We start from the raw sequence: 23987 nt of genomic DNA, 5'->3' as shown, positions 1-23987 counted from the left end.
CTGGAGTGGCTCGTCGAAGGTGCTCTCGACGACGTGATGGCGGACCGCGACGAGGCAGCCCTCCAGAAGTTTCTTGCCGGGTCCGACGACGCAGCCCGTACTCGCTCAGGCACCGGGTCATCGGGCCCCGCAACCGGTCCGTTGACCGCGGAGGAGGTCCGGTCGATCCTCGACGACGCAGCCGGCCTGGAGGGGCTCGAGCTCGCTCAGGCCCTCGCTCCCATCGACCTGGAGACCCTCGACGAGGGCGACGCGGTCGACGCCGTGGCCGCCTGGTCGCGGGTGGCGTCCTGGGCCCACTCGCGGCGTGGGGCGGCGGCAGCGACGCTCGAGAGCGGCCTGGTCGCGTCCTACGGAGTCACGGGTCGTTCCCCGGCGGCCCGGACGGGCTCGTCGTTGCCGCACGCGTCGACGGAGCTGGCGATGCGCCTGGGCATCACCCGGCACGCTGCCGGGAGCATCGTGCGGACGGGAGTCCTGCTGAGCGGTCCCCTCGCGGGCACTGCAGACGCACTCGAACGCGGGGAGATCGATCAGAACAAGGCTCAGATCATCGCCAACGCGCTGCAGGGCAAGGCGATGCCGGTCGCCATGGCCGTCGAGGAGATCGTGCTGCCGCGCGCGCCGGGGCGTACACCGCCCCAGCTCACGCAGGACCTCGCCAAGGCGCTCCTCGAGGTCGACCCCGACGGGGCGGCGGACCGCCACCGCGTCGCGCGCAGCAAGCGCCGCGTGACGCACGCCAGAGCTCTCCCGGACGGGATGGCGTCGTTCACTGCGGTCCTGCCTGCCGCGGACGCCATCGCCTTCGACCTCGCTCTCGACGGGGCCGCCCGAACCGCACGCGCGAACGGCGACCGGCGCACCATCGAGCAGCTGCGCGCCGACATCACCGCGAGCATCGGGCACGACGCCCTCCGGCTCGGCCGGATCGGGCCGCTGCCGCCCGAGCAGCTCCCGCTCCCGGAGACCTCCGACCAGGACCGACCGAGCATGAACACCGGGCCGACCGCTCCCCGCGCGGCGGCGGAGGCGCAGGCTGGTGCTCGGGCACCGGCTGCCGACGCTGCTCCTCCCCCTGGCCCTGCCCCTGCCCCTGCCCCTGCCCCTGCCCCTGCCCCTGCCGACGGTTACCGCATCGGTCTGGTCGGTGGCGCACCGGTCCAGATCAACGTGACCGTCCCGCTCAGCACCCTCCTCGGCGGAGGGGACCCGGGCACGCTGCGCGGCTACGGCCCCATCGACGCCGCCACGGCACGCGCGCTCGCCGTCGGTGGCACGTGGCGGCGCCTGGTGACCGAGCCGCTGAGCGGCACCGTGCTCGACGTCGGGCGCAAGAAGTACAGACCGCCCGCAGACCTCGCCAGGATCATCCGCGAACGTGACCGCACCTGCGTCCGCCCCGGGTGCGCGGCGCCCTCCTCGGGGTGCGAGCTCGACCACATCGTTCCCGCCAGCCAGGGCGGCTCGACGTCGATCTACAACAACGCCTCCATGTGCACGTTCGACCACCGGCACAAGACGCTCGGTGACTTCCGGGTCCGCCGCAACCCCGACGGCACGTTCGACTGGACGTCACGCACCGGCCACCAGTACCGACGCGAGCTGGACGGTGGCATCACGTACCTGGGGCGTACCGACGTCGAGCCCGCCGATTTCATGCCGGAGGCTGTCCGCCCGGTCGGCACCGTGGACCCGTGGACGCCCTCCGCACCCCGCTCCGACGACGACCCGCCGCCGCCGTTCTGACCGACGCTCGCACGGGTGGGCCGCCGGACAAGACGCGCCGCCGTTCTGACCGACGCTCGCACGGGTCGGCCGCCGCACAAGACCCGCCCCGGTCCTGGCGAGGCGTTCTGACGAGCGCCGGACATGCCCGGCCCCGGGGGCGGCCGTGCGTCCCGACCGACGTCGGCGAGCGCAGGGAGGGCATGAATCCGTGGCTAGGGTGATGCGGGTGAGCAACCTGCCGAACCGCGTCTCCGAGACCTTCGACCCGCACGTGTGGCGGGAGGTCGAGGGCTTCCACCTCACCGACCTGACGTACCACCGAGGCGTGGACCGCAGCGGTGGGACCGAACGCGACCTGCCGGTGGTCCGCATCGCCTTCGACCGGCCCGAGGTCCGCAACGCCTTCCGGCCCCACACCGTCGACGAGCTGTTCCGGACGCTCGACCACGCCCGTATGACCTCGGACGTGGCCGCCGTGATCCTCACGGGGAACGGGCCGAGCCCGAAGGACGGCGGCTGGGCCTTCTGCTCGGGCGGGGACCAGCGGATCCGCGGACGCGACGGGTACCGCTACGAGACCGAGGGCGCCGACGACGAGGCCCCGCTCGCGCAGCGCCGCGAGCAGATCGACCCCGCGAGGGCCGGCCGCCTGCACATCCTCGAGGTGCAGCGCCTCATCCGGACCATGCCGAAGGTCGTCATCGCAGCCGTTCCCGGGTGGGCTGCCGGTGGTGGCCACAGCCTCAACGTGGTGTGCGACCTGTCCATCGCCTCGCGCCAGCACGCCCGGTTCATGCAGACGGACGCGAACGTCGGCTCGTTCGACGCCGGCTACGGCTCGGCCCTGCTCGCCCGCCAGATCGGTGACAAGCGGGCCCGGGAGATCTTCTTCCTCGCCCGCGAGTACGACGCCGAGACGGCGGAGCGCTGGGGTGTCGTCAACGAGGTCGCCGATCACGACCAGCTGGAGCCGCTCGCCCTCGAGTACGCCCGCATCATCGCCACGAAGTCGCCGCAGGCCGTCCGGATGCTCAAGTTCGCGTTCAACCTCGCCGACGACGGCCTTGCCGGCCAGCAGGTCTTCGCGGGCGAGGCCACGCGCCTGGCCTACATGACGGACGAGGCGGTCGAGGGCCGGGACGCCTTCCTCGAGCGCCGGGAGCCCGACTGGTCCGGCTTCCCGTACTACTACTGAGCCCGACCACCACTGGCCGGACGGCGGCTCCCTGACCCAGCCGGAAGCCGGCACAGCACCGCTGCGTCGTCCTAGCCGATGGTCACCGATCCGCCGGCGGTCGGGACCAGCTCGATCCAGGTCGAGCCGGGAGCCAGCTCCACCTCACGGCCGTCCTTGTCCTTGAGCACGAGAGGCTCCCGCGCACCCGCCTTGGACCAGGTCGCCTCGATGGCGTGCCCGCCCGTGCCCACGTGCGCGTCACCCTGGCCGGAGAGAACGGTCTCGGGCACGGGATTGCCCGCGGCGTCACGCGCCTCGGTCTGCACGATCTGGACCCGCAGCACGACGACGTTCGTCGCCACGAGCGCGTCGCCGTCGGCGGAGCGCTGGGGAACGCCGGCCTCGTCGCGGACCCACACACCCGGGCCCCAGCCGCGACCCGCGTCGCCCTGCGCCTGCCAGGTCCAGCCCGGGTTCGCGCGCGGGAACCTGACGTCGATCCCGGTCGCCGGCTGACCGTGGAGCACCGCGGAGGACGAGGCGGCGTCGTCTGCGTAGGCGAACTGCTGCTTCGGAGGGGCCCGGTGCGCGTCGTCGGCCGCGGCGAAGAACTCGGCGCCGCTGCCGTAGACGTTGTGCGGCGCCCGCCGACCGGAGGTCCGGTAGAAGCCGGGGTCGCCGTCGTCGTTCGAGAGGATCTGGAGGCCGGCGTCGCTCGCCGCCTGGATGTACGGCGGAACGCCACCGGAGAACGCCAGCAGCCCACCGACCGGGCCCGAGATGGCGGCGTCCATCGGGCGCACCGAGCGGATGGGACCGACCTCGTCCGGGACCACCGAGTGGTAGGCGACGTTGAACCGGGTGATCCCGCCCTCCACCATCTCCTCCCAGACGATGTCCGCCTCCTCGAGACCGGTCTGCGGGCGCGCGGCGGCGGAGTTCTCGACCTTGACGGACAGTGCGGGACGCTCGGCTGCGCCGTCGCCCACGACCACTCCTGTCAGCGGCCAACGCGCCGGCTCGGGCGGCGGCGTGGGCGAGGGGCTCGGGGAGGGCTTGGCGACAGGCTCCCCCATCGACGTCCCGGGCACGGACGAGGTGCACGCGCCCAGCGCCAGCGCCAGCGTGGCGAGAAGGGCGGCCGGGACGGCGCGCCGGCCTGTTGTTCGGGCCCTGCGACAACGCATCTGGTCCTGCCAATCCCTCTGCTGATCTGCACACGGTAGTGCCCCACCTACGCTAGTTCGGTGACCTTCGACCCCGCGCCCCCGCTGTCGGCCCCGGTAGCGTCCGGCGGCGCGGACCCGCGGTTGCGGCCGCTGCCCGGGGGTACGCGCCCGGACCACGTCACGGCCCTTCTCGACGCCCTGCGGGTTGGCCTCGCGGACGTGGCGCCCAGCGCCACGGCCCCGCCGGTCGTGCTGGTGCCGCACGCCCCCGGGGACGACGGCGCCGCGGTCGTCGAGGCCCTCAGGCGCCGCCTTCGACGCCCGGTCCCGCCGGGCACCGCCGTCATCCTCCAGACCTCCGGCTCCACGACCGGGACCGGGCACCTCGTCGCGCTGCCCACCGGGTCGCTCACCGCCTCGGCGCGCGCGACGGAGGAGCGCCTCGCGGGGCCGGGACAGTGGCTGCTCGCCGTGCCCGCCCACCACGTGGCCGGCCTGCAGGTGCTGGTCCGTTCCGTCGTCGCCGGCACGACGCCCGTGGTGCTGGACACCACCGCGGGGTTCGACCCCCGTGCGCTGGCCGATGCGGCGAACGCCATGCGCACCGACGTACCCGGCTACCTCTCGCTCGTGCCCACGCAGCTGGTCCGCGTCCTCGAGACCGGCGAGGAGGCGGTGGCCCCCCTGCGCCGGCTCGCCGCCATCCTGGTCGGCGGTGCCGCGACGGCACCGCGTGCCCTGGAGCAGGCGCGCGCCCGAGGTCTGAAGGTGGTCACCACCTACGGCATGACGGAGACCGGCGGCGGCTGCGTCTACGACGGCCGCCCCCTGCCAGGAGTCCGGCTCCGCCTGACGGGAGCGGACGACCGGGTCGAGATCACCGGCCCGGTCCTCGCCGCCGGGTACCTCGACGACCCCGTGGCCGACGCGGAGTCCTTCCGCAGCGAGGACGGCGTCCGGTGGCTGCGCACCTCCGACCGGGCCGTCATCGTGCCGTCCGCTGAAGCGGCGCCGCGGATCTCTGGGCCTCTGCACGCCGACGGGCACCCGCCCACGCCCGGGCCCCGCTCCGGCCCGCTCACGGCCCGGGAGCTCGGCGACGACCCACCGCTGCGCCTGCGTGTGCTGGGCCGGGTCGACGACCTCATCAACACCGGAGGGATCAAGGTCTCCCCCGGCGCGGTGGAACGCATCCTGGCCGGGCACCCGGCGGTCGCCGAGGTCGCGGTGGTGCCGGTCCCCGATCCCGAGTGGGGAGAGCTTGTCACCGCCGTGGTCGTCGCGGCGCCCGGCGAGGCGGCGCCGGAGCTGACGCCGCTCCGGAAGCTCGTCTCCGCCGAGCTCGACGGTGCGCACGCCCCGCGAGCCCTCATCGAGCTGACCGAGCTGCCCCTCCGGGGGCCGGGCAAGGTGGACCGGCGCACCACGGCGCAGCTCGCCGCGCGCGCGTTGCAGGCCCCGCAGACGTTGCAGGCCACGAAGACGGTGCAGGCCCCGGAGGAGAGGGCCGGCACCAACCCCGCGGGCCATGCCACCGCTGACGAGCACCAGCACGAGGCCGCCGTCGTCCGTACCGAGCGGTACGACGGGGCCGCCGTGCCCGCCGAGCGGTAGCCCCGCCTCGCCCCGATATCCTGGACCGTCCCCGCCGCCCCACCGCGGCCCCCTGACCCCGGAGCTTCATGGCCACCCTTTCCGACTGGCTGGAGGGCGCGCGCGTGCGCACCCTGCCCGCCGCAGTCTCACCGGTCCTGATCGGCACCGGCGCCGCCGCAGGGCTCGGGCAGGCGTCCGTGCCGCGCGCGCTGCTGGCCGCGGGCGTCGCCCTCGCGCTCCAGGTGGGCGTGAACTTCGCCAACGACTACTCCGACGGCGTCCGGGGTACCGACGACGTACGCACCGGCCCGCCCCGCCTCACCGGCGGCGGCAAGGCGAGCCCCGCCGTCGTAAAGCGGGCGGCCTTCCTCACCCTGGGTGTGGGCGCCCTGCTGGGCCTCGTCCTCGTGGCCGTGTCCGGGACGTGGTGGCTGCTGGCGGTCGGCGCCGTCGCGATCGTCGCGGCATGGGGCTACACCGGGGGCTCGCGGCCCTACGGCTACCGCGGTCTCGGCGAGGTCGGGGTCTTCCTCTTCTTCGGGCTCTTCGCCACGCTCGGCACCACCTGGACCCAGGCGCTGGAGCTGTCCTGGCCCGCGTGGGCCGGCGCGGTGGGCGTCGGCCTCGTCGCATGCGCGCTGCTGATGGTCAACAACATCCGCGACATCCCGACCGACTCGCTGGCCGGCAAGCTCACGCTCGCGGTCCGCCTCGGGGACCGCCGCGCGCGACTCGGGTACGTGGCGATGATCACGGTGCCGCTGGTGCTGTCGGTGGCCTGCGCGCTCGTGGCGCCCTGGTCCCTGCTGACGCTGCTGCTCGTGCCGTGGGTGGCGCGGCTCGCCAGGATCGTCCTGAGCGGGGCTGAGGGACGCGACCTCATCGTCGTGCTGCGCGACACCGGTCTGCTCGAGCTGGGCTACGGCATCCTGCTCGGCGTCGGCCTGGCGCTGTAGGCCCCAGCCTCAGCCGGTCGCCGGTCTGGCGCAGGCGGCAGCCTCAGCCGGTCGCCGGTCTGGCGCAGGCGTCAGCTCAGCCGATGACCGGCCGGGAACCGCCGTCGCCGGTCTCGGGAGCCGGTGGCTCGTCCGCGGACCTCCCGCCCGTCTCTCCGGCCTGCTCGACGTTTCCGGCCTGCTCGGCCGGGTCGCCCGCACGCCGGGGATCCTCGCCGACGGCGGAGCCGACCGGGCCCGCGTTGCTCCCGGGCCCCGGCGCGGCCGCGTCGACGATGGCGTCCTCGTACGCGGCGTCCGCCTCGACTTCCGGGGAGAAGGTCGGCCGCTCCTCGCGCAGGGGGTCGTACTGCGCCAGGACCTTCGCGGCCTCCTCACGCTGACGGCCCAGCACGAGGAACGACACGAGCGCCCCGACGACCACGGCAGCCACCCACAGCACCCAGGACCGCAGACCGAGGAGATAGAGCAGGCCGGCCGCGGCGAGCACGAGGCCCAGCCGGAACAGGGTGTAGACGAGCAGGCGCATCCCACCAGCGTAGGCGCCGGTGGCGTTTCGCCCGCCCGGCGTCCGGACGTCCGGGGCCGTCCGTGGCCCACGGCGCGCGCCGCCCGGCCTACCCTGGGAGGATGCTCCGCATCCTGCCCGCCGTGCTTCTCATCGCCCTGGTCGTCTACGCGCTCATCGACTGCGTGCGGACGCCGGACGACGACATGCCCGCAGGCATCCCCAAGGTGCTGTGGGTCGTGCTCATCATCGTCTTCCCCGGAATCGCCGCGCTGGCCTGGATCGTGGTCAGCCGTGTCGCTCGCGCCACCGCCGACAACGCCTCCAACGGCCGTCCGGGCCTGTGGAGCTCCCCCTCCCCGCAGCGCCCGGTGCGCCGCTCGGGCCCTCTCGCTCCTGACGACGACCCGGACTTCCTCGCCCGTCTGGAGGCCGAGCGTCGCCGGGCAGACCGCGAGCGTCGCCGGGCGGTGGGCCAGGGCGACACCGGTCACGAGATCGGTTCCGGGGATGACGGCGCTGCGCCGCGCGAACTTCCGGCAGGCGGGCGGCCGGCGTCGGAGACACCCGGCACGACGGCGCCCGGCACGCCCTCCTCGTCCGGTCCCGCGGTCGGCCCCGGGGACGCCGACGACTCCGACGGACCCGCCACCCCGCGCAGCCCCGACGCGGGCGCCTCGGAGGACGGCACGTCGCCGTCGTCGGGGACTTCTCAGGCCTGACCAGCCGGAACGCTCACCGGGGCCGCGCGCCCGGCATGTCCGCCGGGCCGCAACCCGGACCGCAACCGGCCCGTCGCATGACAGCTGGCTCAAGGAGACCCGCGCGGGTCAGCCCGGTCTCTCTTTCCAGCAGGGCCCTCCGGCCGGGCCTGAGGCCCTCCGGCCGGGCATGAGGCCCTCCGGCCGGGCATGACGTGCCCCGGCCCAGCCGGCGCCGTGCCGACTCAGCCGGGGCCCGTGCCGACTCAGCCGGGGCCCGTGCCGACTCAGCCGATGCCGCTGTAGGAGTGCAGGCTGTTGAAGACCAGGTTGACCACGAAGTAGTTCGCCAGCACGCACACGAAGCCGAAGATCGACAGGTAGGCCGCGCGACGGCCCTCCCAGCCGCGGGTGGAGCGCGCGTGGAGGTAGGCCGCGTACACGACCCAGATCACGAAGGACCACGTCTCCTTGGGGTCCCAGCCCCACGGGCGGCCCCAGGCGTGCTCGGCCCAGATCGCCCCGGCGATGACGGTGAAGGTCCAGAGCATGAAGCCCACGGCGTTGAGCCGGAACGCCAGCCGCTCGAACTCGGCGGAGCTGGGGGCCGACTCCATGAGCTTGGACCAGCGGCCGACCTTCGGCGCGGGGGTGTCCGCACCGCTCGCCACGCCACCGGCGCCGACGAGCGCCGGCTCGGCGACCTCCGCGGCCGCCCGCACCCGACGCAGCTCGGAGCGCTCCTGCACCAGCTGCACCGTGGACAGGACGGCGCCGATGGCGAGGACGCCGGTGGCGATCGTCGCGACGGAGACATGGATGACGAGCCAGTAGCTGTCCAGGGCCGGCTGGACACCGTCGGCGCGGACGTAGAGGACCGAGACGGCGATGCCGAGCATCAGCAGGGTCAGGCCGACGACGAAGGTGCCGAGGAAGCGCAGGTCCCGGGTGCGGGTGAGGCCGAGGAAGACGAGCACCGCGACAAGGCTGAACAGGGTCGAGAACTCGTACATGTTCGCCCAGGGCACCCGCCCGGCGGCGATCGCACGCGTCACCACGCCCGCGAGGTGCAGGGCGGCACCGACCCAGGCGGTCGACATGGCGATCCCGACGGCCTTCCGTTGCCGTCCGGCGGGGCCGCCGTCGCGCAGGCCGGAGAGGTCCACGGCGAAGGCGACGAGGGCGACCGTGTAGGCGGCCATCGCGCCGTAGATCAGCAGCAGGCTCAGCTGACCGAGGTCAGTCATCGGAGTGTTCCTTCCTGGGCCGGCTGGTCACCGGCCGTGGTCCCCGAGCCGGTTCGCGCTCGGGAGGGGTCCGCGTCGGGTCGTGCGACGGCGGCGGTGTCATCTGGTCCGCCGGGAGCCTCCCCGGCATCGTCGGCCGGCTTCGGGTTGCGAGGCTCCTCCACGTCCGCGGGCTCCGCCGTCGCACCATTGTGCACCGTGGTGCCGGCGGCCTCGAGCACGCGCTCGAGGTCACGGGCCAGGCCGGGGTCGTCGCCGCGGGCCAGGGCGGCCCCGCTGAGCGAGGTTCCGCCGTCGGGCCCTGGCGCCAGGCGAACCCACAGACGGCGGCGCGGGACGAACAGGGACCCGAAGAGCCCGAGCATCGCGGTGACCGAGAAGGTCAGCAGGTACGGCAGCGACGGGTCGTAGCGCAGGTCGAGCGCGGCGAAGCGGGGCAGGTCCTCGAAGGTCACGCTGCCGAGCCCCTCGGGCAGGTCCACGGTCGCGCCGGGCTCGAGGAAGATGGTGACGGGGCGCTGCCCGCCCTCGGCCGAGCCGGGCGAGCCGTCCGGGGCCTCCTCGTAGACCTGGCGCATGTCGTCGGAGTCGAGGACGTAGACGTTCTGGGGCACGCCGTCGTCGAGCCCGAGGTCGCCGGCCCACAGGGTGAGCACCAGCAGCGGTGCGGTGGGCTGGGGGTGGATGGAGTAGGCGCCGGAGCCGTCCGGCTCGACGACGGCGGTGGGCAGGAAGGCGCCGGTCAGGCCGAGCTGCTCCTGTCCCGGGCTGACGTCGGGCACCTTCACGACGCCGCGCGAGGTGTACACCGCGTCCTCGGGAAGGAACGGTACGGGGCCGGAGAACGCCACCTCGCCGGCGCCGTCGCGGACCGTCAGGCGCGGGGCGTACCCGTTGCCGGAGAGGTAGACGTTGGCGCCACCGGCGTTCATCGGGTGGTTGACCTTGATGGTGTCCTCGCGGGTCGACCCGTCCGGCTCGGTCACGCTGACGCGGGCGGCGAAGTCGCGGGCCTGGGCGTCGAGCGTGAACTCGGAGGTGAACTCGTCGAGGGTGAAGGTGAACGGCTTCAGGTCCCCGGCGTCGAAGAGCGTGCCGGGGTCGAAGGAGTCGTAGTCGACGACGGAGTTGGCGAACGCCTCGCCCTCCACCACGAGCGCCTGCCCGCGGTAGCTGAACAGCTGCCCGGCGGCCATCGCCAGCAGAACCCCCACCAGCGAGAGGTGGAAGACGATGTTGCCGGTCTCGCGCAGGTAGCCACGCTCGGCGGTGATGCCGTCGGGGGTCACGGCGGTGCGGTAGCGACCCTTCAGCGAGCGCAGCACCGCGGCCTCGACGGCGTCGGGCGCCTCGGACAGCGTGCGCTCCTCGTGCACGGGAAAGCGGGCGAAGGTGCGCGGCACGCGCGGCGGCTGCGAGCGCAGCGCCCGCCAGTGCACGCCGATGCGCGGCACGATGCAGCCGATCAGCGAGGTGAACAGCAGCAGGTAGATGGCGGCGAACCACGGCGAGCCGAAGACGTCGAAGAAGCCCAGCCGCTCGAGCCAGGGGGCGATCGCAGGGTAGTTCTCGTGGTACTCGGCCACGGCGGCGGGGTCCTGCGGGGTCTGCGGGAAGAAGGAGCCCGGCAGGGCCGCGACGGCGAGGAGGAGCAGGAGCATGAGTGCCACACGCATGCTCGTCAGCTGCCGCCAGATCCACCGCAGCCAGCCCCGCAGGCCGAGCGACGGCTGCGCCGGCTGCACCGGGTCCGCCGGCGCCGGACCGGGCTGCCCCAGCTCGGCCTTGCTGCTGAGGTTCGTCGCGTCCGCGGTGCCGGCCTTGCGCGCCATCGTCATACCACCGTCTCGAAGTTGGCCACCAGGCCCTGCAGGTGCGCCGAGAACTGCGCCCAGAGCCCGGTGACGAGGGCGAGGCCGAGCAGCACGAGGAGGCTGCCGCCGAGCACCTGGATCGTGCGGCGATGCCGGCGCAGGAAGCCCAGCACGCGGGCGGAGCGGGAGAAGAGCATCGCGATGAGGACGAACGGGACGCCCAGGCCCAGGCAGTACGCGACCGCCAGGGTCACGCCGCGGGCGGGGTCGGCGCCGCCGAGCGAGAGCGTCAGCACCGCGGCGAGCGTGGGGCCGATGCACGGGGCCCACCCGAGGCCGAAGACGACGCCGAGCAGCGGCGCGCCCCAGAGCCCGGCCCGCGGCGCGAGGTGCGGGCGGCGCTCGGTCTGGAGGAACGGCACGAACCCCATGAACGCCAGACCCATGAGGATCACGAGCACGCCCATGACCTGGAGGATGACGTCCATCCACTGCTGCAGCGCCACCCCGGCCAGGGAGAAGACGATGCTGAACAGGATGAACACCGTGGAGAAGCCCGCCACGAACAGCAGGACGCCCGCGAGCAGCCGCCCGCTCCCGCCGCGGGCACCCGGCACGCCGGCCCGGCCGCGGGTGCCGGCGGCACGGGGCGCGCCCGCGTCGGCGCCCGCCATCCCGCCGAGGTAGCCGACGTAGCCGGGCAGCAGCGGCAGCACGCACGGGGACGCGAAGGAGATCGCGCCGGCGATCGCGGCGACCGGCAGCGCCGCCAGCATCGACCCGTCCACGACGGTGCGCTGGAAGACCTCGGCGATCTGCTCCCACACGGTGCGCTCAGGCCTCCTCGGCGAGGACGTCGTCGATCAGGCCGCGCAGGATCGTCGGGTCGATCTGCCCGAGGATGCGCGCGGCGACGCGTCCCTCGCGGTCGAGCACCACGGTCGAGGGCATGGCCTGCAGCGGCACCAGGCCCTCGAGGGCGGCGACGCCGCGGGCCTGGTTGTCGTGCAGGGACGGGTAGGGCACGGAGAAGGTGCGCTCGAAGGCCTGGGCGGCTCCGGCGTCGTCCCGGGGGTTGATGCCCAGCATCTTCACCCCGCGGTCGGAGTAGTCGGCGTGGATGGCGGCGAGGTCCGGCGCCTCGGCGCGGCAGGGCGGGCAGGCCGCGTACCAGAAGTTCAGGACGACGACGTCGCCGCGCCAGTCCGCGAGGTCGATCTCGGTGCCGTCGTAGGAGGTGCCGACGTGCTCGACGGGGTCACCCCGCTCGCCCGCGTCCCAGGTGGTGAAGGAGCCGTCCCCGGCCTCGTAGCCGGCGTCGACGGCCCCGCCGGGCTCGGTGCTGCCGCCCGGGGCGCAGCCGCCCAGCAGGGCGGCCGCCAGCCCGAGGGCGACGGCGGAGCGGACGATGGCGGAGCGGGCCCGGGTCCTCACGCGCCGGCCTCCCCCTCGTTCTCGGCCGCGGCGGAGATGCCGGGCACCATGTCGGTGGCGCCGAGCAGCAGCTCGCCGGCGGGCTCCCAGTAGCTCAGGCCGACGAGCCGGCGCCCCTCGAAGGTCAGCGACGTCAGCGACGCGAGCGAGCACTGCCGGCGGCGCGGGTCGTGCGCGAGCGGGCGGCGCTCGAGGTGCAGCCGGGTCACCCAGATGGGCAGCTGGTGGCTCACGAGCACCGCCTCGCCGCCCTGGGCGCGGTCGAGCACGCCGGCGACGGCGTCGCGCATGCGGCGGACCTGCTGGCGGTACGGCTCGCCCCAGCTCGGCCGGAGCGGGTTGACGTAGGCGGGCCAGTTGCGCGGGTGGGCGAGGACCATGCGGTTGGCGTTGACCGCGACGCCCTCGAAGTGGTTGGCGGCCTCGATCAGCCGGGGGTCGGTCTGGACGTCGATCCCGTAGGAGCTCGCCGTCGGCAGCGCGGTCTCCTGCGCCCGCTGGAGCGGGGAGGCGACGACCAGCCTGACGTCGTGCCCGCCGGAGTGGAGCACCTCGGCCACCCGGTCGGCCATCAGCCGGCCCCGCTCGGAGAGGCGGTAGCCGGGCATGCGGCCGTACAGGATCCCCGAGGGGTTGTGCACCTCGCCGTGCCGCATGAGGTGGACGGTCGTTCGCTGCATAGGCCCAGTGTCGCAAACTCGCGACCCCTCCCCCGAACCCGGGGTGCCCGGGGTGGTCAGACTCACGCGGTCGCGCACCCGCGGGTGCGCGGCGTCACGCCTCGGCGGTCTCCTCCACCTCGATGAAGACGGCCATGATCTCCCCCAGCTGGCGCAGCTGCTCGGGGGTGAGGCGGTCGACCAGGCGCGCACGCACGGACTCCACGTGCCCCGGGGCGGCGGCCTCCAGGCGCGCGTACCCCTTGTCGGTCAGCGTGGCGTTGACGCCCCGGCGGTCCTCGGAGCAGGTGGTGCGTTCCACCAGGCCGGCGGCCTCCATCCGGCGGATCGTGTGGGTCAGTCGCGACCGGGAGTGCACGAGCTCGTCGGCGAGCGCGGACATGCGCAGCGTGCGCCCCTCCGCCTCGGAGAGCCGCACCAGGACCTCGTACTCGCTCAGCGACAGGCCTGCCGACTGCTCGAGGTCGTGGTTGATGACGTCCTGGAGGCTGGCGCTGCCCCGGAGGTAGCGGCGCCACGCGCGCTGCTGGTCGGCGTCGAGCCACCGCGGGGTCACGACGGGGAACCTCGGTGCTGGCATGGTCACTTCCTCGTTCGGCGCCACCTCAGGTGGCGGGGCTGCTCGTACGTCTGCGGCGCCGGCACTGGTGCCGCGGGGGCGGAAGCCTCGTCGTGCCGCACATGGTAGGGCGGTGCGCGTGTGCACGGTCACCGTCCGTTCACCGGACGCTTCCGCGCCACCTCTTGCGCGCACCTCACCCCCTGAGTATATAGTTCAAAAGTCAACTACTTCCAGTCCTCACCGGAGGGCCGGGAACCCCGACCAAGGAGGAGAGCTTCCATGAGCACCATCCCCGCAGGCACGTACGTCATCGACCCGTCCCACACCGAGGTCGGCTTCACCGTCCGCCACGCCGGCATCTCCAAGGTGCGCGGCAAGTTCGAGAAGTTCGAGGGCAAGCTCGAGGTCGCCGAGAACCTCGCCGAGTCCTCCGCGATCGTCACCATCGACGCCGCCTCCATCAACACGGGCGACGCCAACCGCGACGGCCACCTGCGCTCCGCCGACTTCTGGGACGCCGAGAACAAGCCGACCTGGACCTTCGTCTCCTCCGGCCTGGAGGGTGACGGCGAGGAGTTCACCCTCAACGGCGACCTGACCATCAACGGCGTCACCAAGCCCGTCGCCCTCGACGCCGAGTTCAACGGCGCCACGACCGACCCGTTCGGCACCAAGCGCATCGGCTTCTCCGCGAGCACCGAGATCTCCCGCAAGGAGTTCGGCCTGACTTGGAACGCCGCCCTCGAGGCCGGTGGCGTCCTGGTGGGCGACAAGGTGAAGATCCTGCTCGAGGTCGAGGCCACCCCGCAGGCCGAGGACGCGGCCGAGTCCGCCGAGGCCGAGACGAACGCCTGATCCTCGTACCGCTCCGGCGGTACCGGGCGGCACGTCCGCCCCATGGGCAGCAGCGTCTGCCCGTCTGATCCGCGACGGCGGCACCTTCCCCCGGGTGCCGCCGTCGTGCTGTCAGCCCAGCGCCGCGCGGACCCGGCCGGCGTCGATCCGCCAGTAGCCCTGCTGGACCCCGTCGACCGTCACCACGGGCACGAGCTCTCCGTAGCGCTCGCGCAGCGTGTCGTCGGCGTCGATGTCGACCTCGACGAAGCCCTCCCCCGTGTCCTCACGAACCCGCTCGAGCATGGTCCGGGCCCGGTCGCACAGGTGGCAGCCGGCGCGGCCGTAGAGCACGACGCGCGCCTCACGGGCGGTAGGGTCGGCGGGGGTGTCCATGACACGAGGGTACGTCCGGCCTCCGCCCGGCAGCGTCACGCCGCTACGCTGGCGCGGATGGACGTCCCGGAGGAGCGCGCGAGGGCGCAGGAACCCCAGGCGCGCGCGGAGCGGCCGGGGTCCGGTCGGGGCGAGCCGCCCGAGGAGCCCGGTGGACCGGCGCGCGTGGCGGCGTTCTTCGACGTCGACAACACGATCGTGCGCGGGGCCAGCGCCTACCACCTCGCCCGCGAGCTGCGCCGTCGCAAGTTCTTCGGGCTCCGGGACATCTTCTTCGCCATGCGCCACGCGCTCGCGTACGCCCTCTACGGCGAGAACCTGCGCCGGATCGCGGCGATCAAGGAGCGGGCGCTGCGCCTGATGGTCGGGCGCTCCGTCGCCGAGATCATCTCCATCGGCGAGGAGGTCTACGACGAGATCCTGGGCCTGCGGGTCTTCCCCGGCACCCGCGCGCTGCTGCAGTCCCACCTCGACGCGGGCCACGAGGTCTGGCTCGTGACCGCGACGCCCACCGAGATCTCGGACCTCCTGGCCCGGCGGCTCGGGGCCACCGGGGCCCTGGGCACACGCGTCGAGGCGGTCGACGGCTACTACACGGGCCGCCTCGAGGGGACGATGCTGCACGGCGCCGGCAAGGAGCTGGCCGTCCGGGCGCTCGCCGCCGACCGCGGCATCGACCTGGCCGCCTCGTACGCCTACGGCGACTCCATCAACGACGTGCCGATCCTGTCCTCCGTCGGGCACCCGTGCGCGATCAACCCCGAGCCGAGGCTCCGTGCGCACGCCGCGGAGGCGGGATGGCCGGTCCGCGACTTCCGCCGTCGCCGCCGGTCGGTGCGGGACGACCTGCGCACCGGCGCGCGGTCGGCCCGCTGGGCCGGCACGGTGTGGGCGGCGACCGTCGTCGTCCGGGCCGTCGTCCGGCAGGTGCGAGCCCGCGCCCGGCTCTGAAGTCAGGGCCGGCCGCCCCAATCCGGGAGCCGCCGCCCCGGGAGCCGCCCGACCGGCGAGCCGCCCGGGCCGCGACCAGGAACGACTCAGGCCCGGCACTCGGCCGGGCCTGGGGTCAGTGCGCCCGCGAGGGCGCAGGCGTCACTTCTTGTTACGACGCTGGTGACGGGTCTTGCGGAGCAGCTTGCGGTGCTTCTTCTTCGACATACGCTTGCGGCGCTTCTTGATGACAGAGCCCATAAGGGGACCTCACTGATGATCGGCACGGACGTCGGAAGCGCGCGGCCCCCGGCCACGCGCGTAACGGGGTGAGTCTACCCGTTCCGGCGCCGTGCGCCCTACCGGGCCCGTGAGGACCTACCGAGCCTCGCCGACGGCGCCCCACTGGTCGCCGAGCCCGTCGGAGATCATCTTCTCGACGGCGGCCTCGGGCACACGGAAGGACCGGCCCATCCGCACCGCGGGGATCTCCCCGGAGTGCACCATGCGGTAGACCGTCATCTTGGACACCCGCATGAGCTCGGCGACCTCGGCGACGGTGAGGAACCGCGGCGCTCCCAGCTGCTCGGCCATGTCCACCCGTTCTTTTCGGTACCGCCCAGGCGGGCGGCCTCTTCTTGGACGAAGAATAGGGGTAAGTGCGCCCGGGCGGAAATGCTTCACGCGGTCGGGCACCCGCCGGTTCACGTCCAGAGGTACCCGGCCCCGGCACGAGCGCCCGGGCGGCTCGGGTGCCGCCTCCCACCGGCCGGCCCGACGGGCCCGACCGCCCGTCCTGGCACGGCCGCCCCGTCCTGGCCCGACCGCCCGTCCTGGCGCGGCCGCCCCGTCCTGCACCGCCGGCCGGCCGGGTGACGGACGCTCCTATGGTTCGTCAAGTGGTGGGTGAGGGGTTCTCGAGGAGTCGGTAGAGGTCTCGGGCGATGTAGCGCTTGAGGCAGCGTTTGATCTCTCGCGGGGTCTTGCCCTCGCTGGTGCGTCGGGCGGTGTAGTCGCGGGTGGGCTGGTGGTAGCGCTGCCGGGACAGGGCGATGGTATGCAGGGCGCGGTTGAGCTGGCGGTCGCCGTAGCGGTTGAGGCGGTACCTGGTGGTGGTCTGGCCACTGTTGGCGGGGATCGGGGCGACGCCGGCGAGCATGGCGAACGCGGCCTCGGAGCGCACGCGCCCGGGGTGTGACCAGGCGCAGAGCACGGTCGCGGCGACGATGGGGCCGACGCCGATCTGGTCGAGGAGATCGGGGCGCCAAGCCCGCACGAGGGCCAGGATCGCCTTCTCGTGTTCCGCGGCCTCGGCGGCGAGGTCACGGGCACGCCGGGCGAGAGAGCGCAGCACGGTCACGGTCGTGGTCGTCTCGGTGTCCCAGGACGGGTGCAGCCGCAACACGGCGGCGGTGGCGACCATGGCGGGAATCTTCTTTCCGCGGAACCGGGCCCGGATCGGTTCAGGGGCGGCGATGACCAGGCTGAAGAGCTGACGCTGAGCGAGGGTGGCTGCCTCGACCGCGGAGCGGCGGGCGGCGAGCAGGATGGACAGGGCCTGGCGGTCCCCGCCCGCACGCGGGGTGCCCAACCGGGTCCGGGCCATCGCCTCCCGGGCGGCACGCTCGGCGTCGAGCGGGTCGGACTTGGCCCCGTTGCGACGGCGGGCCCGCTCGGGCCGGTCGAGCTCGACCACGACCTCCTGGTCATGGGCGAGGTGACGGGCCAGCCCCGCGCCGTGGCCACCGGTGCCCTCGATCGCCCAGGCCCGCAGGGCGGCGTGCTCATCGGCGAAGGCGGCCAGCTCCTCGTACCCGGCCGGGGTCGTCTCCACCGTGATCTGGCCGAGCAGCGCCCCGGTGCGGGCCTCGACGGCCGCGGCGGTGTGGGTCTGGACATGGGTGTCGACCCCGATGACGACGTCGACAACCTCGCACAGTCTCGTCACACTGGTCATGCGTTCTCCTGTTGCCTGGACGGACGCGAAACGGTTCCGGTCCAGGTCGGAGCTTCGGCAGGACTGTGACGGGACACGTCGGCGCGGCTACGCCGACGGTCAAGCTCCTGATCAGGCCAGCTGCTCCGGCTGGGCCGGGGCCGGCGACCACGAACGGACAAGTCGCGCGCAAGGCACGAAGCCAGTCAGACCAAGGGTCACGTCCGCAATCACCGCCCACAGCCCACCATCAACAGGCTGCGAGGGGAACCCTCACAGTCAGTCCAGGTACGGGTCCAGCCCGTACCAGGGGAAGACGGCCTGCCGGGTGGCCATGATGGCGCGGTCGGCGTCGTCGTCGGGGTTGTACCCCTCGGCGAAGCGCCTGATGACGGCGTCGCGGCCGTCGGACATCGTCTCGGGCGCGCTGACGTCCGCGAGGTCGCGGACCATCTGCCGCCACGACTCCGGCACGGGCGTCGCGGGGTCGACCGGGTGCCCCGCCACCACGCCGACGAGGTGCGACCAGGCGCGCGGCACGACGCCGACGACCTCGTAGCCGCCGCCGCCGGTGGCCAGCCAACGCCCGCCGGCGTGGGCGTCGGCGAGCTCGGCCATGAGCATCGCGGAGCGGCGCTGGGCGTCGACGGAGACGTCGAGCTGGGCGAGCGGGTCGCTGCGGTGGCAGTCGCAGCCGTGCTGGGTGACGAGGACGTCAGGGGCGTGCTCGCGCACCAGCGGGACGGCGAGCGCCTCCACGGCCCGCAGCCAGCCGTCGTCGGACGTGCCCGGCGGCAGCGCCACGTTGACGGCCGTCCCGCGCGCGGCCGGCGAACCGACGTCCTGCGGGTACCCGGTGCCGGGGAAGAGGCTCCCGGGGTGCTGGTGGACGGAGAGCGTCAGCACCCGGTCGTCGTCCCAGAAGGCGCGCTCGACGCCGTCGCCGTGGTGAGCGTCGAGGTCGACGTAGGCGACCCGGCGCGCCCCGGCCCGCAGCAGCCAGGCGATCGAGACCGCGACGTCGTTGTAGACGCAGAAGCCCGAGGCACGCTGCGCCATCGCGTGGTGCATGCCGCCCGCCAGGCTGACGGCACGGGGCGCCTCCCCCTCCCACACGGCCCGTGCGGCGGCGAGCGTGGAGCCCACGATGCGCGCCGAGGCGGTGTGCACCCGCCCGAACACCGGGGTGTCGCCGTCCCCCAGCCCGCGCTCGGGCCGGGGCCGCCCGTCCTCCTCAGCCTCGCGGACCGCGGCGACGTAGTCGGCGGTGTGGACCAGCTCGAGGTCGGCGTCGGAGGCGACGGGCGCCGGCAGGATCTTCAGTCCCGGCAGCTCCAGCAGGCCCAGGTCGGCGAGCAGCTCGTGGGTGAGGACGAGACGGACCGGCGCCATCGGGTGACCGACGCCGAAGTCGTAACCGACCAGGTCGTCCGACCAGACCATCACCGTCCCAGGCATGAACGACACCGTAGTGCCCGGCGTCGCCCCCACGGTGATCTCGGCCACGCACCGACCCTCGTGCGGCCGCGCCGTGCCGCGGGGCCGACGTCGTCGCCTTGTGCCACAGTGTTCCCGACCTGCGCGGAGGCGCAGGAGGCGAGGGTCGGGAGGGCGCGTGCAGGAGACACGGATCTCCGGTGTGCTCGGTGCCGGCCGGGACTGGCTGGACCACGTCGCCCGCAACTCCCCCGCCCGGCTCGCCCTCCTCGTCTTCGCGTCGATCATCGCCGTCGTCACCACCCTCCTCTCGCTCCCGGCGGCCACGGCCGACGGCGTCCGGGCACCTTTCGCCGACGCGCTCTTCACGGCGACGTCGGCGGTGTGCGTGACCGGCCTCGTCACCGTGGACACGGCGACCTACTGGTCGGCGTTCGGCCATGCCGTGATCCTCGTCGGCATCAAGATCGGCGGGCTGGGCGTGATGACGCTCGCCTCGATCCTCGGCCTGGCGGTCTCGCGCCGGATCGGGCTGACCCAGCGGATGCTGGCGGCCTCCGAGACGCGCACCCGGCTCGGCGAGGTCGGTTCGCTCGTGCGCGCCGTCATCGCCGCCTCGCTCGCCATCGAGGGGGCCCTCACCCTCGTGCTCGTGCCCCGCTTCCTCACGCTCGGGGAGTCGTTCGGCCAGGCGCTGTGGCACGGCCTGTTCATGGCGCTGAGCATCTTCAACAACGCGGGGTTCGTCATCATCGAGGGCGGTCTCGGGCCGTTCGTCGGCGACTGGTGGCTGGGACTGCCGATCGTCGTCGGCACCGCGATCGGGGCCATCGGCTTCCCGGTGATCCTCGACGTCGCACGCAGCTTCCGGGAGCGCCGCCGCCGTCCGCCGTGGGCGCGGTGGAACCTCCACACCAAGCTCACCCTGTCCACCTACGGCCTCCTGATGGCCGGGTCGATCCTGGCGATCGGCGCGTTCGAGTGGACCAACCCGGACACCTTCGGCCGGCTCCCGTTCGACGAGAAGGTCCTCGCCAGCCTCGTCCAGGGCACGAACGTGCGATCGTCGGGGCTCGCGACCGTGGACCCCGCGGAGCTGCGCGAGGCGACGTGGTTCCTCTCGGACGCGCTGATGTTCGTCGGCGGGGGCTCGGCGTCGACTGCCGGCGGCATCAAGGTCACGACGTTCGCGGTGCTGGTGCTCGCGATCGTCGCCGAGGCGCGCGGCGACCGCGACGTCGAGGCGTTCGGCAGGCGGATCGGCTCCACCACCGTGCGGCTCGCGGTGTCGGTGGCGTTCCTGGGCTCGACCCTGGTGGGCGTCGCCACCCTGGCGCTGCTGACCCTGACCGACCTCCACCTCGACGTGATCCTCTACGAGGTGATCTCCGCCTTCGCCACGGTCGGGCTCAGCACCGGCATCACCCCCGACCTGCCCGACGCCGGCAAGTACGTTCTCAGTGCGCTGATGTTCGCCGGCCGCACCGGGACCATGACGATGGCGGCCGCCCTCGCGCTGCGGGAGCGCCGCCGGGTCATCCGCATGCCCAACGAGCGCCCGGTCATCGGCTGAGGCTCGAGAAGGAGTGTTCATGAGCGAGAAGCAGGTGTCCCGGGACACCGGGGTCCTGGTCATCGGCCTGGGCCGGTTCGGCGCCGCCATGGCCGCGACGCTGGAGCGGCTCGGGCGCGAGGTCCTCGCGGTCGAGAAGGACCCGGACCTGGTCCAGCAGTGGTCGCACCGCCTGCCGCTGGTGGAGGCCGACGCCTCCAACCCCGACGCGCTCGAGCAGCTCGGCGCCGAGGAGTTCCAGGTGGCCGTCGTCGGGGTGGGCACGTCGCTCGAGGCGTCGGTGCTCATCACCGCCAACCTCGTCGACCTCGAGATCCCGCAGATCTGGGCCAAGGCGGTCAGCGCCGAGCACGGACGGATCCTGCGGCGCATCGGCGCCCACCACGTCGTCTACCCCGAGTACGACGCCGGGGCGCGGGTGGCCCACATGGTCTCCGGCCGCATGCTCGACTACATCGAGATGGAGGACGGCTTCACGATCGTGAAGATGCGCCCGCCGCGCGAGACCCACGGCTTCACGGTCGGGGAGTCGAAGATCCGTGAGCGCTACGGGGTCACGGTCATCGGGGTCAAGCCCCCCGGCGAGCCCTTCGAGTACGCGACCGAGTCGACCCGGATCGGCGCCGACGACCTGCTGATCGTGAGCGGGGACTCCGGGCTGCTGGAGGCTTTCGCGCACCGGCCGTGAGGGCGCGGCGCGGGGCGCTCCGGCAGCGGCCGTGACCGCTGACCGCCTGGGCGGGTAGACGTCACGGGTGCGGCGGCGCCGTCGAGCTGCGCTCGACCAGCGTGGTCGCGAGCTCGAAGTGGTGCGTCTCGGGGCGCTGCCCCCGTGCGTGGTTGAGGAGGGTCCGCAGGGCCACCCGGCCCATCTCCCTCATGGGCTGCCGCACGGTGGTCAGCTGCGGCGACGTCCAGCCCGCCGCGTAGGTGTCGTCGAAGCCGACGATGCTCAGGTCCTCGGGCAGTCGCAGCCCCCGGTGCCTCGCCGCCTCCATGACCCCCAGCGCGGAGGCGTCGCACCCGGCGACGATCGCCGTCGGCGGCTCGGGCAGCGCGAGGAGCTCCCGGGCCATGGCCAGACCGTCCTCGTACCTGAAGCCGGCCATCCTGATGAGGTCGTCGTCCCGCGCGACGCCCGCGCTGCCGATCGCCGCGAGATGGCCGTGCAGCCGCTGCTGGGCCGGGCGCGACGCGGGCGGGCCGCCCGCGTACCCGATGCGACGGTGCCCGAGCCGGAGCAGGTGCTCGGTGGCCTCGACCCCACCGGCCCAGTTCGTGGCGCTCACGCTGACGAGCTGGGCGGTCGTGGTCGGGTCGATGCTCACCGGGTCCACCACCACCAGCCCCAGCCCGGCCTCGGCGCAGGCGCGCGCCTGGTCCGGCCGGATCTCCGTGGTCACCACGATCAGCCCCGCGTGCCCCTTCGCCGCCAGCCCGCGGAACCACGCAGGCGTCAGGCTCTCGGGCCCCGCCCCCTCGGGCAGGTGCGTGACGACGACGTCGACCCCCTCCTCGATGCCGGCGCTCACCACACCCGAGAGGACCTGGGCGGCGTACAGGTCCACGAACGCGTCGAACAGCACGGTGACGGTCGGCGGGACCTCGCGGGGCCGTCGGCCCGTGCTCGGGACGTACCCGAGCGCCGCGATGACGTCCTGGACCCGCTCGCGGGTGCCCGCCGCGACGTCGGTGCGGCCGTTGAGGACCTTGGAGACGGTCGCCTTGGACACGCCGGCCTCGCGCGCCACGACGTCGAGCGTCGGCTTCTCGGCACGCCTGCCTGCTCCCACGGTCGCCGTCATGGTCGAAACTATTTCGTCCCGGGACGCCCCCGTCAACTGCCCTGGTTCCATACCGCTCAGGGGTTGACCGCACCAGGAGCAACCACTACTCTCGCGGCACGTCGAAATGTTATCGAAAAAGTTTCGGTCGCCAGGTAAGGACGCCAGGTGAGACCCCGGAGAGGGATGGATGCAATGAGGCAGACAAGACGACGTGCGGCAGGCGCCACCGCCATCGCGATGGCCATGACCGTGGCACTCGCCGGGTGCGGCGGCGGCACGCAGCCCGGTGAGAGCCCGGCGACCGGCGGCGGGTCGGGCGCAGGCGGCGGGGCCGCGAGCGCCTGGATCCTCACCGGCGGTGGCTGGCCGGTCACGGCCGAGTCCTTCGCGCGCTGGAACAAGGAGAACCCGGACCAGCAGATCAGCGTCGAGGAGTTCGAGAACGACGCCTACAAGGAGAAGATCCGCACCTCCGTCGGCTCCGGCCAGGCCCCCACGCTCATCATGAACTGGACCGGCGGCACCCTGGCCTCCTACGTGAAGAACGACCAGGTCGTGGACATCACGGACCAGACGAAGGACCTCGTCGACCGGGTGATGCCCTCGGTGGCCCAGAACGGCCAGATCGACGGCGCCACGTACGCGGTGCCGATGAACGACGTCCAGCCGGTCATCCTCTTCTACAACAAGGAGCTGTTCGACCAGGCCGACATCGAGGTGCCGACCACCTGGGACGAGACGCTCAAGGCCGTCGACGCCTTCAAGGCGGAGGGGATCATCCCGTTCTCCCTCGCCGGGGCCAGCGTGTGGCCCGAGCTGATGTGGATCCAGTACCTCACCGACCGCATCGGTGGACCCGAGGTCTTCCAGGCCGTGCTCGACGGCGAGCCGGACGCCTGGTCCGACCCGGCCGTGACCGAGGCGCTGACCAAGATCCAGGAGCTCGTGGACGCCGGCGCGTTCGGCGACGCCTACGGCTCCGTCGACGCCGGGGCCTCCGCCGACGCGGCCCTGGTCCACACCGGCCGGGCCGCGATGCTGCTGCAGGGCAGCTGGCTCTACGCCACCTTCCACAACGACGCCCCCGAGTTCGCCCAGTCCTCCCTGGGGTTCACCACGTTCCCCGAGATCGAGGGGGGCGCAGGTGACCCGGCCAACATCGTCGGCAACCCGGCGAACTTCTGGTCGATCTCCTCCGCCGCCGACGAGTCGGCCCAGAAGACGGCCCTGGCGTACGTCAACGAGTACGTCTACGACGACACCCAGATCAAGGCCATGCTCGACGCCGGGTCCGTCCCGCCGGTGGCCGGCCTCGAGGACCAGATCGGCCAGAGCGAGGACGCCGAGTACCTGTCCTTCGCGTACGGCATGGTCAACGACGCGCCGCACTTCCAGCTCTCCTGGGACCAGGCGCTCCCCGCGGACCAGGCCCAGGAGCTGCTGACCAACCTCAGCCAGATCTTCCTCGGCCAGATCGAGCCGCAGGAGTTCGTCGACAACATGAACGCCACGCTCTGAC

The 23987-nt window shown here is 73.3% G+C and carries 24 protein-coding genes; 10 read left to right on the top strand and 14 right to left on the bottom strand.

All coding sequences use genetic code 11. The features are described from left to right. Positions 1-141: 141 nt before the first annotated feature. Both ATJ97_RS14130 and ATJ97_RS14125 read left to right on the top strand, forming a co-directional pair. Positions 142-1749, top strand: a complete 1608-nt coding sequence (locus tag ATJ97_RS14130; RefSeq protein WP_170037479.1) for an HNH endonuclease signature motif containing protein — start codon at positions 142-144, stop codon at positions 1747-1749. A gap of 202 nt (positions 1750-1951) precedes the next feature. Then, on the top strand, positions 1952-2926 hold the full coding sequence (locus ATJ97_RS14125) for a 1,4-dihydroxy-2-naphthoyl-CoA synthase (protein ID WP_245862862.1): 975 nt from the start codon (positions 1952-1954) through the stop codon (positions 2924-2926). A gap of 71 nt (positions 2927-2997) precedes the next feature. On the opposite strand, the gene ATJ97_RS14120 is transcribed toward ATJ97_RS14125, so the two are convergent. Continuing rightward, positions 2998-3897: a DUF3048 domain-containing protein gene (locus ATJ97_RS14120; protein WP_245862542.1), complete on the bottom strand. Its 900-nt coding sequence runs from the start codon at positions 3895-3897 to the stop codon at positions 2998-3000. A gap of 258 nt (positions 3898-4155) precedes the next feature. Between ATJ97_RS14120 and ATJ97_RS14115 the strand changes: the two genes are divergently transcribed. Together ATJ97_RS14115 and ATJ97_RS14110 are read left to right on the top strand one after the other, a co-directional pair. Next, a complete protein-coding gene (locus tag ATJ97_RS14115) occupies positions 4156-5691 on the top strand; it encodes an AMP-binding protein (protein WP_245862539.1) in 1536 nt (511 codons plus the stop codon). A 68-nt stretch (positions 5692-5759) separates the two neighbouring features. Then, the gene (locus ATJ97_RS14110; RefSeq protein ID WP_098484281.1) at positions 5760-6629 is read left to right on the top strand and encodes a 1,4-dihydroxy-2-naphthoate polyprenyltransferase; all 870 of its coding nucleotides are present in this window, start codon (positions 5760-5762) and stop codon (positions 6627-6629) included. 76 nt (positions 6630-6705) lie between these two features. On the opposite strand, the gene ATJ97_RS19535 is transcribed toward ATJ97_RS14110, so the two are convergent. Then, complete coding sequence (locus ATJ97_RS19535) at positions 6706-7158, bottom strand: DUF4229 domain-containing protein (RefSeq protein WP_143427034.1); 453 nt, start codon at positions 7156-7158, stop codon at positions 6706-6708. 101 nt (positions 7159-7259) lie between these two features. Between ATJ97_RS19535 and ATJ97_RS14100 the strand changes: the two genes are divergently transcribed. Next, complete coding sequence (locus ATJ97_RS14100; protein ID WP_143427033.1) at positions 7260-7859, top strand: PLDc N-terminal domain-containing protein; 600 nt, start codon at positions 7260-7262, stop codon at positions 7857-7859. Positions 7860-8125: 266 nt separating this feature from the next. On the opposite strand, the gene ccsB is transcribed toward ATJ97_RS14100, so the two are convergent. From ccsB to ATJ97_RS14070, 6 genes are all read right to left on the bottom strand, one after another. Next, on the bottom strand, positions 8126-9085 hold the full coding sequence (gene ccsB, locus ATJ97_RS14095) for a c-type cytochrome biogenesis protein CcsB (protein WP_098484279.1): 960 nt from the start codon (positions 9083-9085) through the stop codon (positions 8126-8128). Further along, the gene (gene resB, locus ATJ97_RS14090; protein ID WP_342746907.1) at positions 9082-10917 is read right to left on the bottom strand and encodes a cytochrome c biogenesis protein ResB; all 1836 of its coding nucleotides are present in this window, start codon (positions 10915-10917) and stop codon (positions 9082-9084) included. The genes ccsB and resB overlap by 4 nt, the downstream gene beginning before the upstream one ends. Positions 10918-10919: 2 nt before the next feature. After that, positions 10920-11726, bottom strand: coding sequence for a cytochrome c biogenesis CcdA family protein (locus tag ATJ97_RS14085; protein WP_342746906.1), 807 nt, complete (start codon positions 11724-11726; stop codon positions 10920-10922). Positions 11727-11733: 7 nt separating this feature from the next. Further along, positions 11734-12333 (bottom strand): TlpA family protein disulfide reductase, encoded by a 600-nt coding sequence (locus ATJ97_RS14080; protein WP_245862536.1) that lies wholly within the window; start codon positions 12331-12333, stop codon positions 11734-11736. After that, positions 12330-13013 carry a histidine phosphatase family protein gene (locus tag ATJ97_RS14075; protein ID WP_098484277.1) on the bottom strand — a complete coding sequence of 228 codons (684 nt, stop codon included), beginning with the start codon at positions 13011-13013 and terminating at the stop codon, positions 12330-12332. Before ATJ97_RS14075 ends, ATJ97_RS14080 begins: the two co-directional genes overlap by 4 nt. A 94-nt stretch (positions 13014-13107) precedes the next feature. Then, entirely contained in the window at positions 13108-13593 is a 486-nt protein-coding gene (locus ATJ97_RS14070; protein ID WP_098485487.1) for a MarR family winged helix-turn-helix transcriptional regulator, read from the bottom strand. Positions 13594-13854: 261 nt separating this feature from the next. Between ATJ97_RS14070 and ATJ97_RS14065 the strand changes: the two genes are divergently transcribed. Continuing rightward, the gene (locus ATJ97_RS14065) at positions 13855-14430 is read left to right on the top strand and encodes a YceI family protein (RefSeq protein ID WP_098484276.1); all 576 of its coding nucleotides are present in this window, start codon (positions 13855-13857) and stop codon (positions 14428-14430) included. Positions 14431-14541: 111 nt separating this feature from the next. On the opposite strand, the gene ATJ97_RS14060 is transcribed toward ATJ97_RS14065, so the two are convergent. Next, positions 14542-14805, bottom strand: coding sequence for a glutaredoxin family protein (locus tag ATJ97_RS14060; RefSeq protein WP_098484275.1), 264 nt, complete (start codon positions 14803-14805; stop codon positions 14542-14544). Positions 14806-14862: 57 nt separating this feature from the next. On the opposite strand from ATJ97_RS14060, the gene ATJ97_RS14055 reads away from it, so the two are divergent. After that, positions 14863-15756, top strand: coding sequence for an HAD family hydrolase (locus ATJ97_RS14055; protein WP_098484274.1), 894 nt, complete (start codon positions 14863-14865; stop codon positions 15754-15756). A gap of 141 nt (positions 15757-15897) precedes the next feature. On the opposite strand, the gene ATJ97_RS14050 is transcribed toward ATJ97_RS14055, so the two are convergent. From ATJ97_RS14050 to ATJ97_RS14035, 4 genes are all read right to left on the bottom strand, one after another. After that, positions 15898-15996: a 30S ribosomal protein bS22 gene (locus ATJ97_RS14050; protein ID WP_005504750.1), complete on the bottom strand. Its 99-nt coding sequence runs from the start codon at positions 15994-15996 to the stop codon at positions 15898-15900. 117 nt (positions 15997-16113) lie between these two features. After that, complete coding sequence (locus tag ATJ97_RS14045; RefSeq protein WP_098485486.1) at positions 16114-16329, bottom strand: helix-turn-helix domain-containing protein; 216 nt, start codon at positions 16327-16329, stop codon at positions 16114-16116. Between the two features lie 301 nt (positions 16330-16630). After that, complete coding sequence (locus ATJ97_RS14040; protein WP_098485485.1) at positions 16631-17683, bottom strand: IS110 family RNA-guided transposase; 1053 nt, start codon at positions 17681-17683, stop codon at positions 16631-16633. A gap of 267 nt (positions 17684-17950) precedes the next feature. After that, positions 17951-19177: an acetoin utilization protein AcuC gene (locus tag ATJ97_RS14035; protein ID WP_342746905.1), complete on the bottom strand. Its 1227-nt coding sequence runs from the start codon at positions 19175-19177 to the stop codon at positions 17951-17953. Between ATJ97_RS14035 and ATJ97_RS14030 the strand changes: the two genes are divergently transcribed. Then, positions 19128-20681 (top strand): potassium transporter TrkG, encoded by a 1554-nt coding sequence (locus tag ATJ97_RS14030; protein ID WP_098484272.1) that lies wholly within the window; start codon positions 19128-19130, stop codon positions 20679-20681. The two genes, ATJ97_RS14035 and ATJ97_RS14030, sit on opposite strands and share 50 nt — an antisense overlap. A gap of 19 nt (positions 20682-20700) precedes the next feature. Further along, positions 20701-21369, top strand: a complete 669-nt coding sequence (locus tag ATJ97_RS14025) for a potassium channel family protein (protein ID WP_098484271.1) — start codon at positions 20701-20703, stop codon at positions 21367-21369. Positions 21370-21430: 61 nt separating this feature from the next. Here the strand turns inward: ATJ97_RS14025 and ATJ97_RS14020 are convergent, their stop codons facing one another. Continuing rightward, on the bottom strand, positions 21431-22486 hold the full coding sequence (locus ATJ97_RS14020; RefSeq protein ID WP_098484270.1) for a LacI family DNA-binding transcriptional regulator: 1056 nt from the start codon (positions 22484-22486) through the stop codon (positions 21431-21433). A 174-nt stretch (positions 22487-22660) separates the two neighbouring features. On the opposite strand from ATJ97_RS14020, the gene ATJ97_RS14015 reads away from it, so the two are divergent. Continuing rightward, positions 22661-23986, top strand: a complete 1326-nt coding sequence (locus ATJ97_RS14015) for an extracellular solute-binding protein (protein ID WP_211287241.1) — start codon at positions 22661-22663, stop codon at positions 23984-23986. The last annotated feature ends 1 nt before the right edge of the window (position 23987 follow it).

This window comes from Georgenia soli, assembly GCF_002563695.1.
In the GTDB taxonomy this organism is placed as follows: domain Bacteria; phylum Actinomycetota; class Actinomycetes; order Actinomycetales; family Actinomycetaceae; genus Georgenia; species Georgenia soli.
This window is presented reverse-complemented; position numbering and strand designations above follow the sequence as displayed.

Excerpts from the sequence above, each read along its gene's own strand:
- ATJ97_RS14125 (WP_245862862.1), top strand. The coding sequence starts at position 1,952 with ATGCGGGTGAGCAACCTGCCGAACCGCGTCTCCGAGACCTTCGACCCG.
- ATJ97_RS14110 (WP_098484281.1), top strand. The coding sequence starts at position 5,760 with ATGGCCACCCTTTCCGACTGGCTGGAGGGCGCGCGCGTGCGCACCCTG.
- ATJ97_RS19535 (WP_143427034.1), bottom strand. The coding sequence starts at position 7,158 with ATGCGCCTGCTCGTCTACACCCTGTTCCGGCTGGGCCTCGTGCTCGCC.
- ATJ97_RS14100 (WP_143427033.1), top strand. The coding sequence starts at position 7,260 with ATGCTCCGCATCCTGCCCGCCGTGCTTCTCATCGCCCTGGTCGTCTAC.
- ccsB (WP_098484279.1), bottom strand. The coding sequence starts at position 9,085 with ATGACTGACCTCGGTCAGCTGAGCCTGCTGCTGATCTACGGCGCGATG.
- resB (WP_342746907.1), bottom strand. The coding sequence starts at position 10,917 with ATGGCGCGCAAGGCCGGCACCGCGGACGCGACGAACCTCAGCAGCAAG.
- ATJ97_RS14075 (WP_098484277.1), bottom strand. The coding sequence starts at position 13,013 with ATGCAGCGAACGACCGTCCACCTCATGCGGCACGGCGAGGTGCACAAC.
- ATJ97_RS14070 (WP_098485487.1), bottom strand. The coding sequence starts at position 13,593 with ATGCCAGCACCGAGGTTCCCCGTCGTGACCCCGCGGTGGCTCGACGCC.
- ATJ97_RS14065 (WP_098484276.1), top strand. The coding sequence starts at position 13,855 with ATGAGCACCATCCCCGCAGGCACGTACGTCATCGACCCGTCCCACACC.
- ATJ97_RS14060 (WP_098484275.1), bottom strand. The coding sequence starts at position 14,805 with ATGGACACCCCCGCCGACCCTACCGCCCGTGAGGCGCGCGTCGTGCTC.
- ATJ97_RS14055 (WP_098484274.1), top strand. The coding sequence starts at position 14,863 with ATGGACGTCCCGGAGGAGCGCGCGAGGGCGCAGGAACCCCAGGCGCGC.
- ATJ97_RS14050 (WP_005504750.1), bottom strand. The coding sequence starts at position 15,996 with ATGGGCTCTGTCATCAAGAAGCGCCGCAAGCGTATGTCGAAGAAGAAG.
- ATJ97_RS14045 (WP_098485486.1), bottom strand. The coding sequence starts at position 16,329 with ATGGCCGAGCAGCTGGGAGCGCCGCGGTTCCTCACCGTCGCCGAGGTC.
- ATJ97_RS14030 (WP_098484272.1), top strand. The coding sequence starts at position 19,128 with ATGAACGACACCGTAGTGCCCGGCGTCGCCCCCACGGTGATCTCGGCC.
- ATJ97_RS14025 (WP_098484271.1), top strand. The coding sequence starts at position 20,701 with ATGAGCGAGAAGCAGGTGTCCCGGGACACCGGGGTCCTGGTCATCGGC.
- ATJ97_RS14020 (WP_098484270.1), bottom strand. The coding sequence starts at position 22,486 with ATGACGGCGACCGTGGGAGCAGGCAGGCGTGCCGAGAAGCCGACGCTC.
- ATJ97_RS14015 (WP_211287241.1), top strand. The coding sequence starts at position 22,661 with ATGAGGCAGACAAGACGACGTGCGGCAGGCGCCACCGCCATCGCGATG.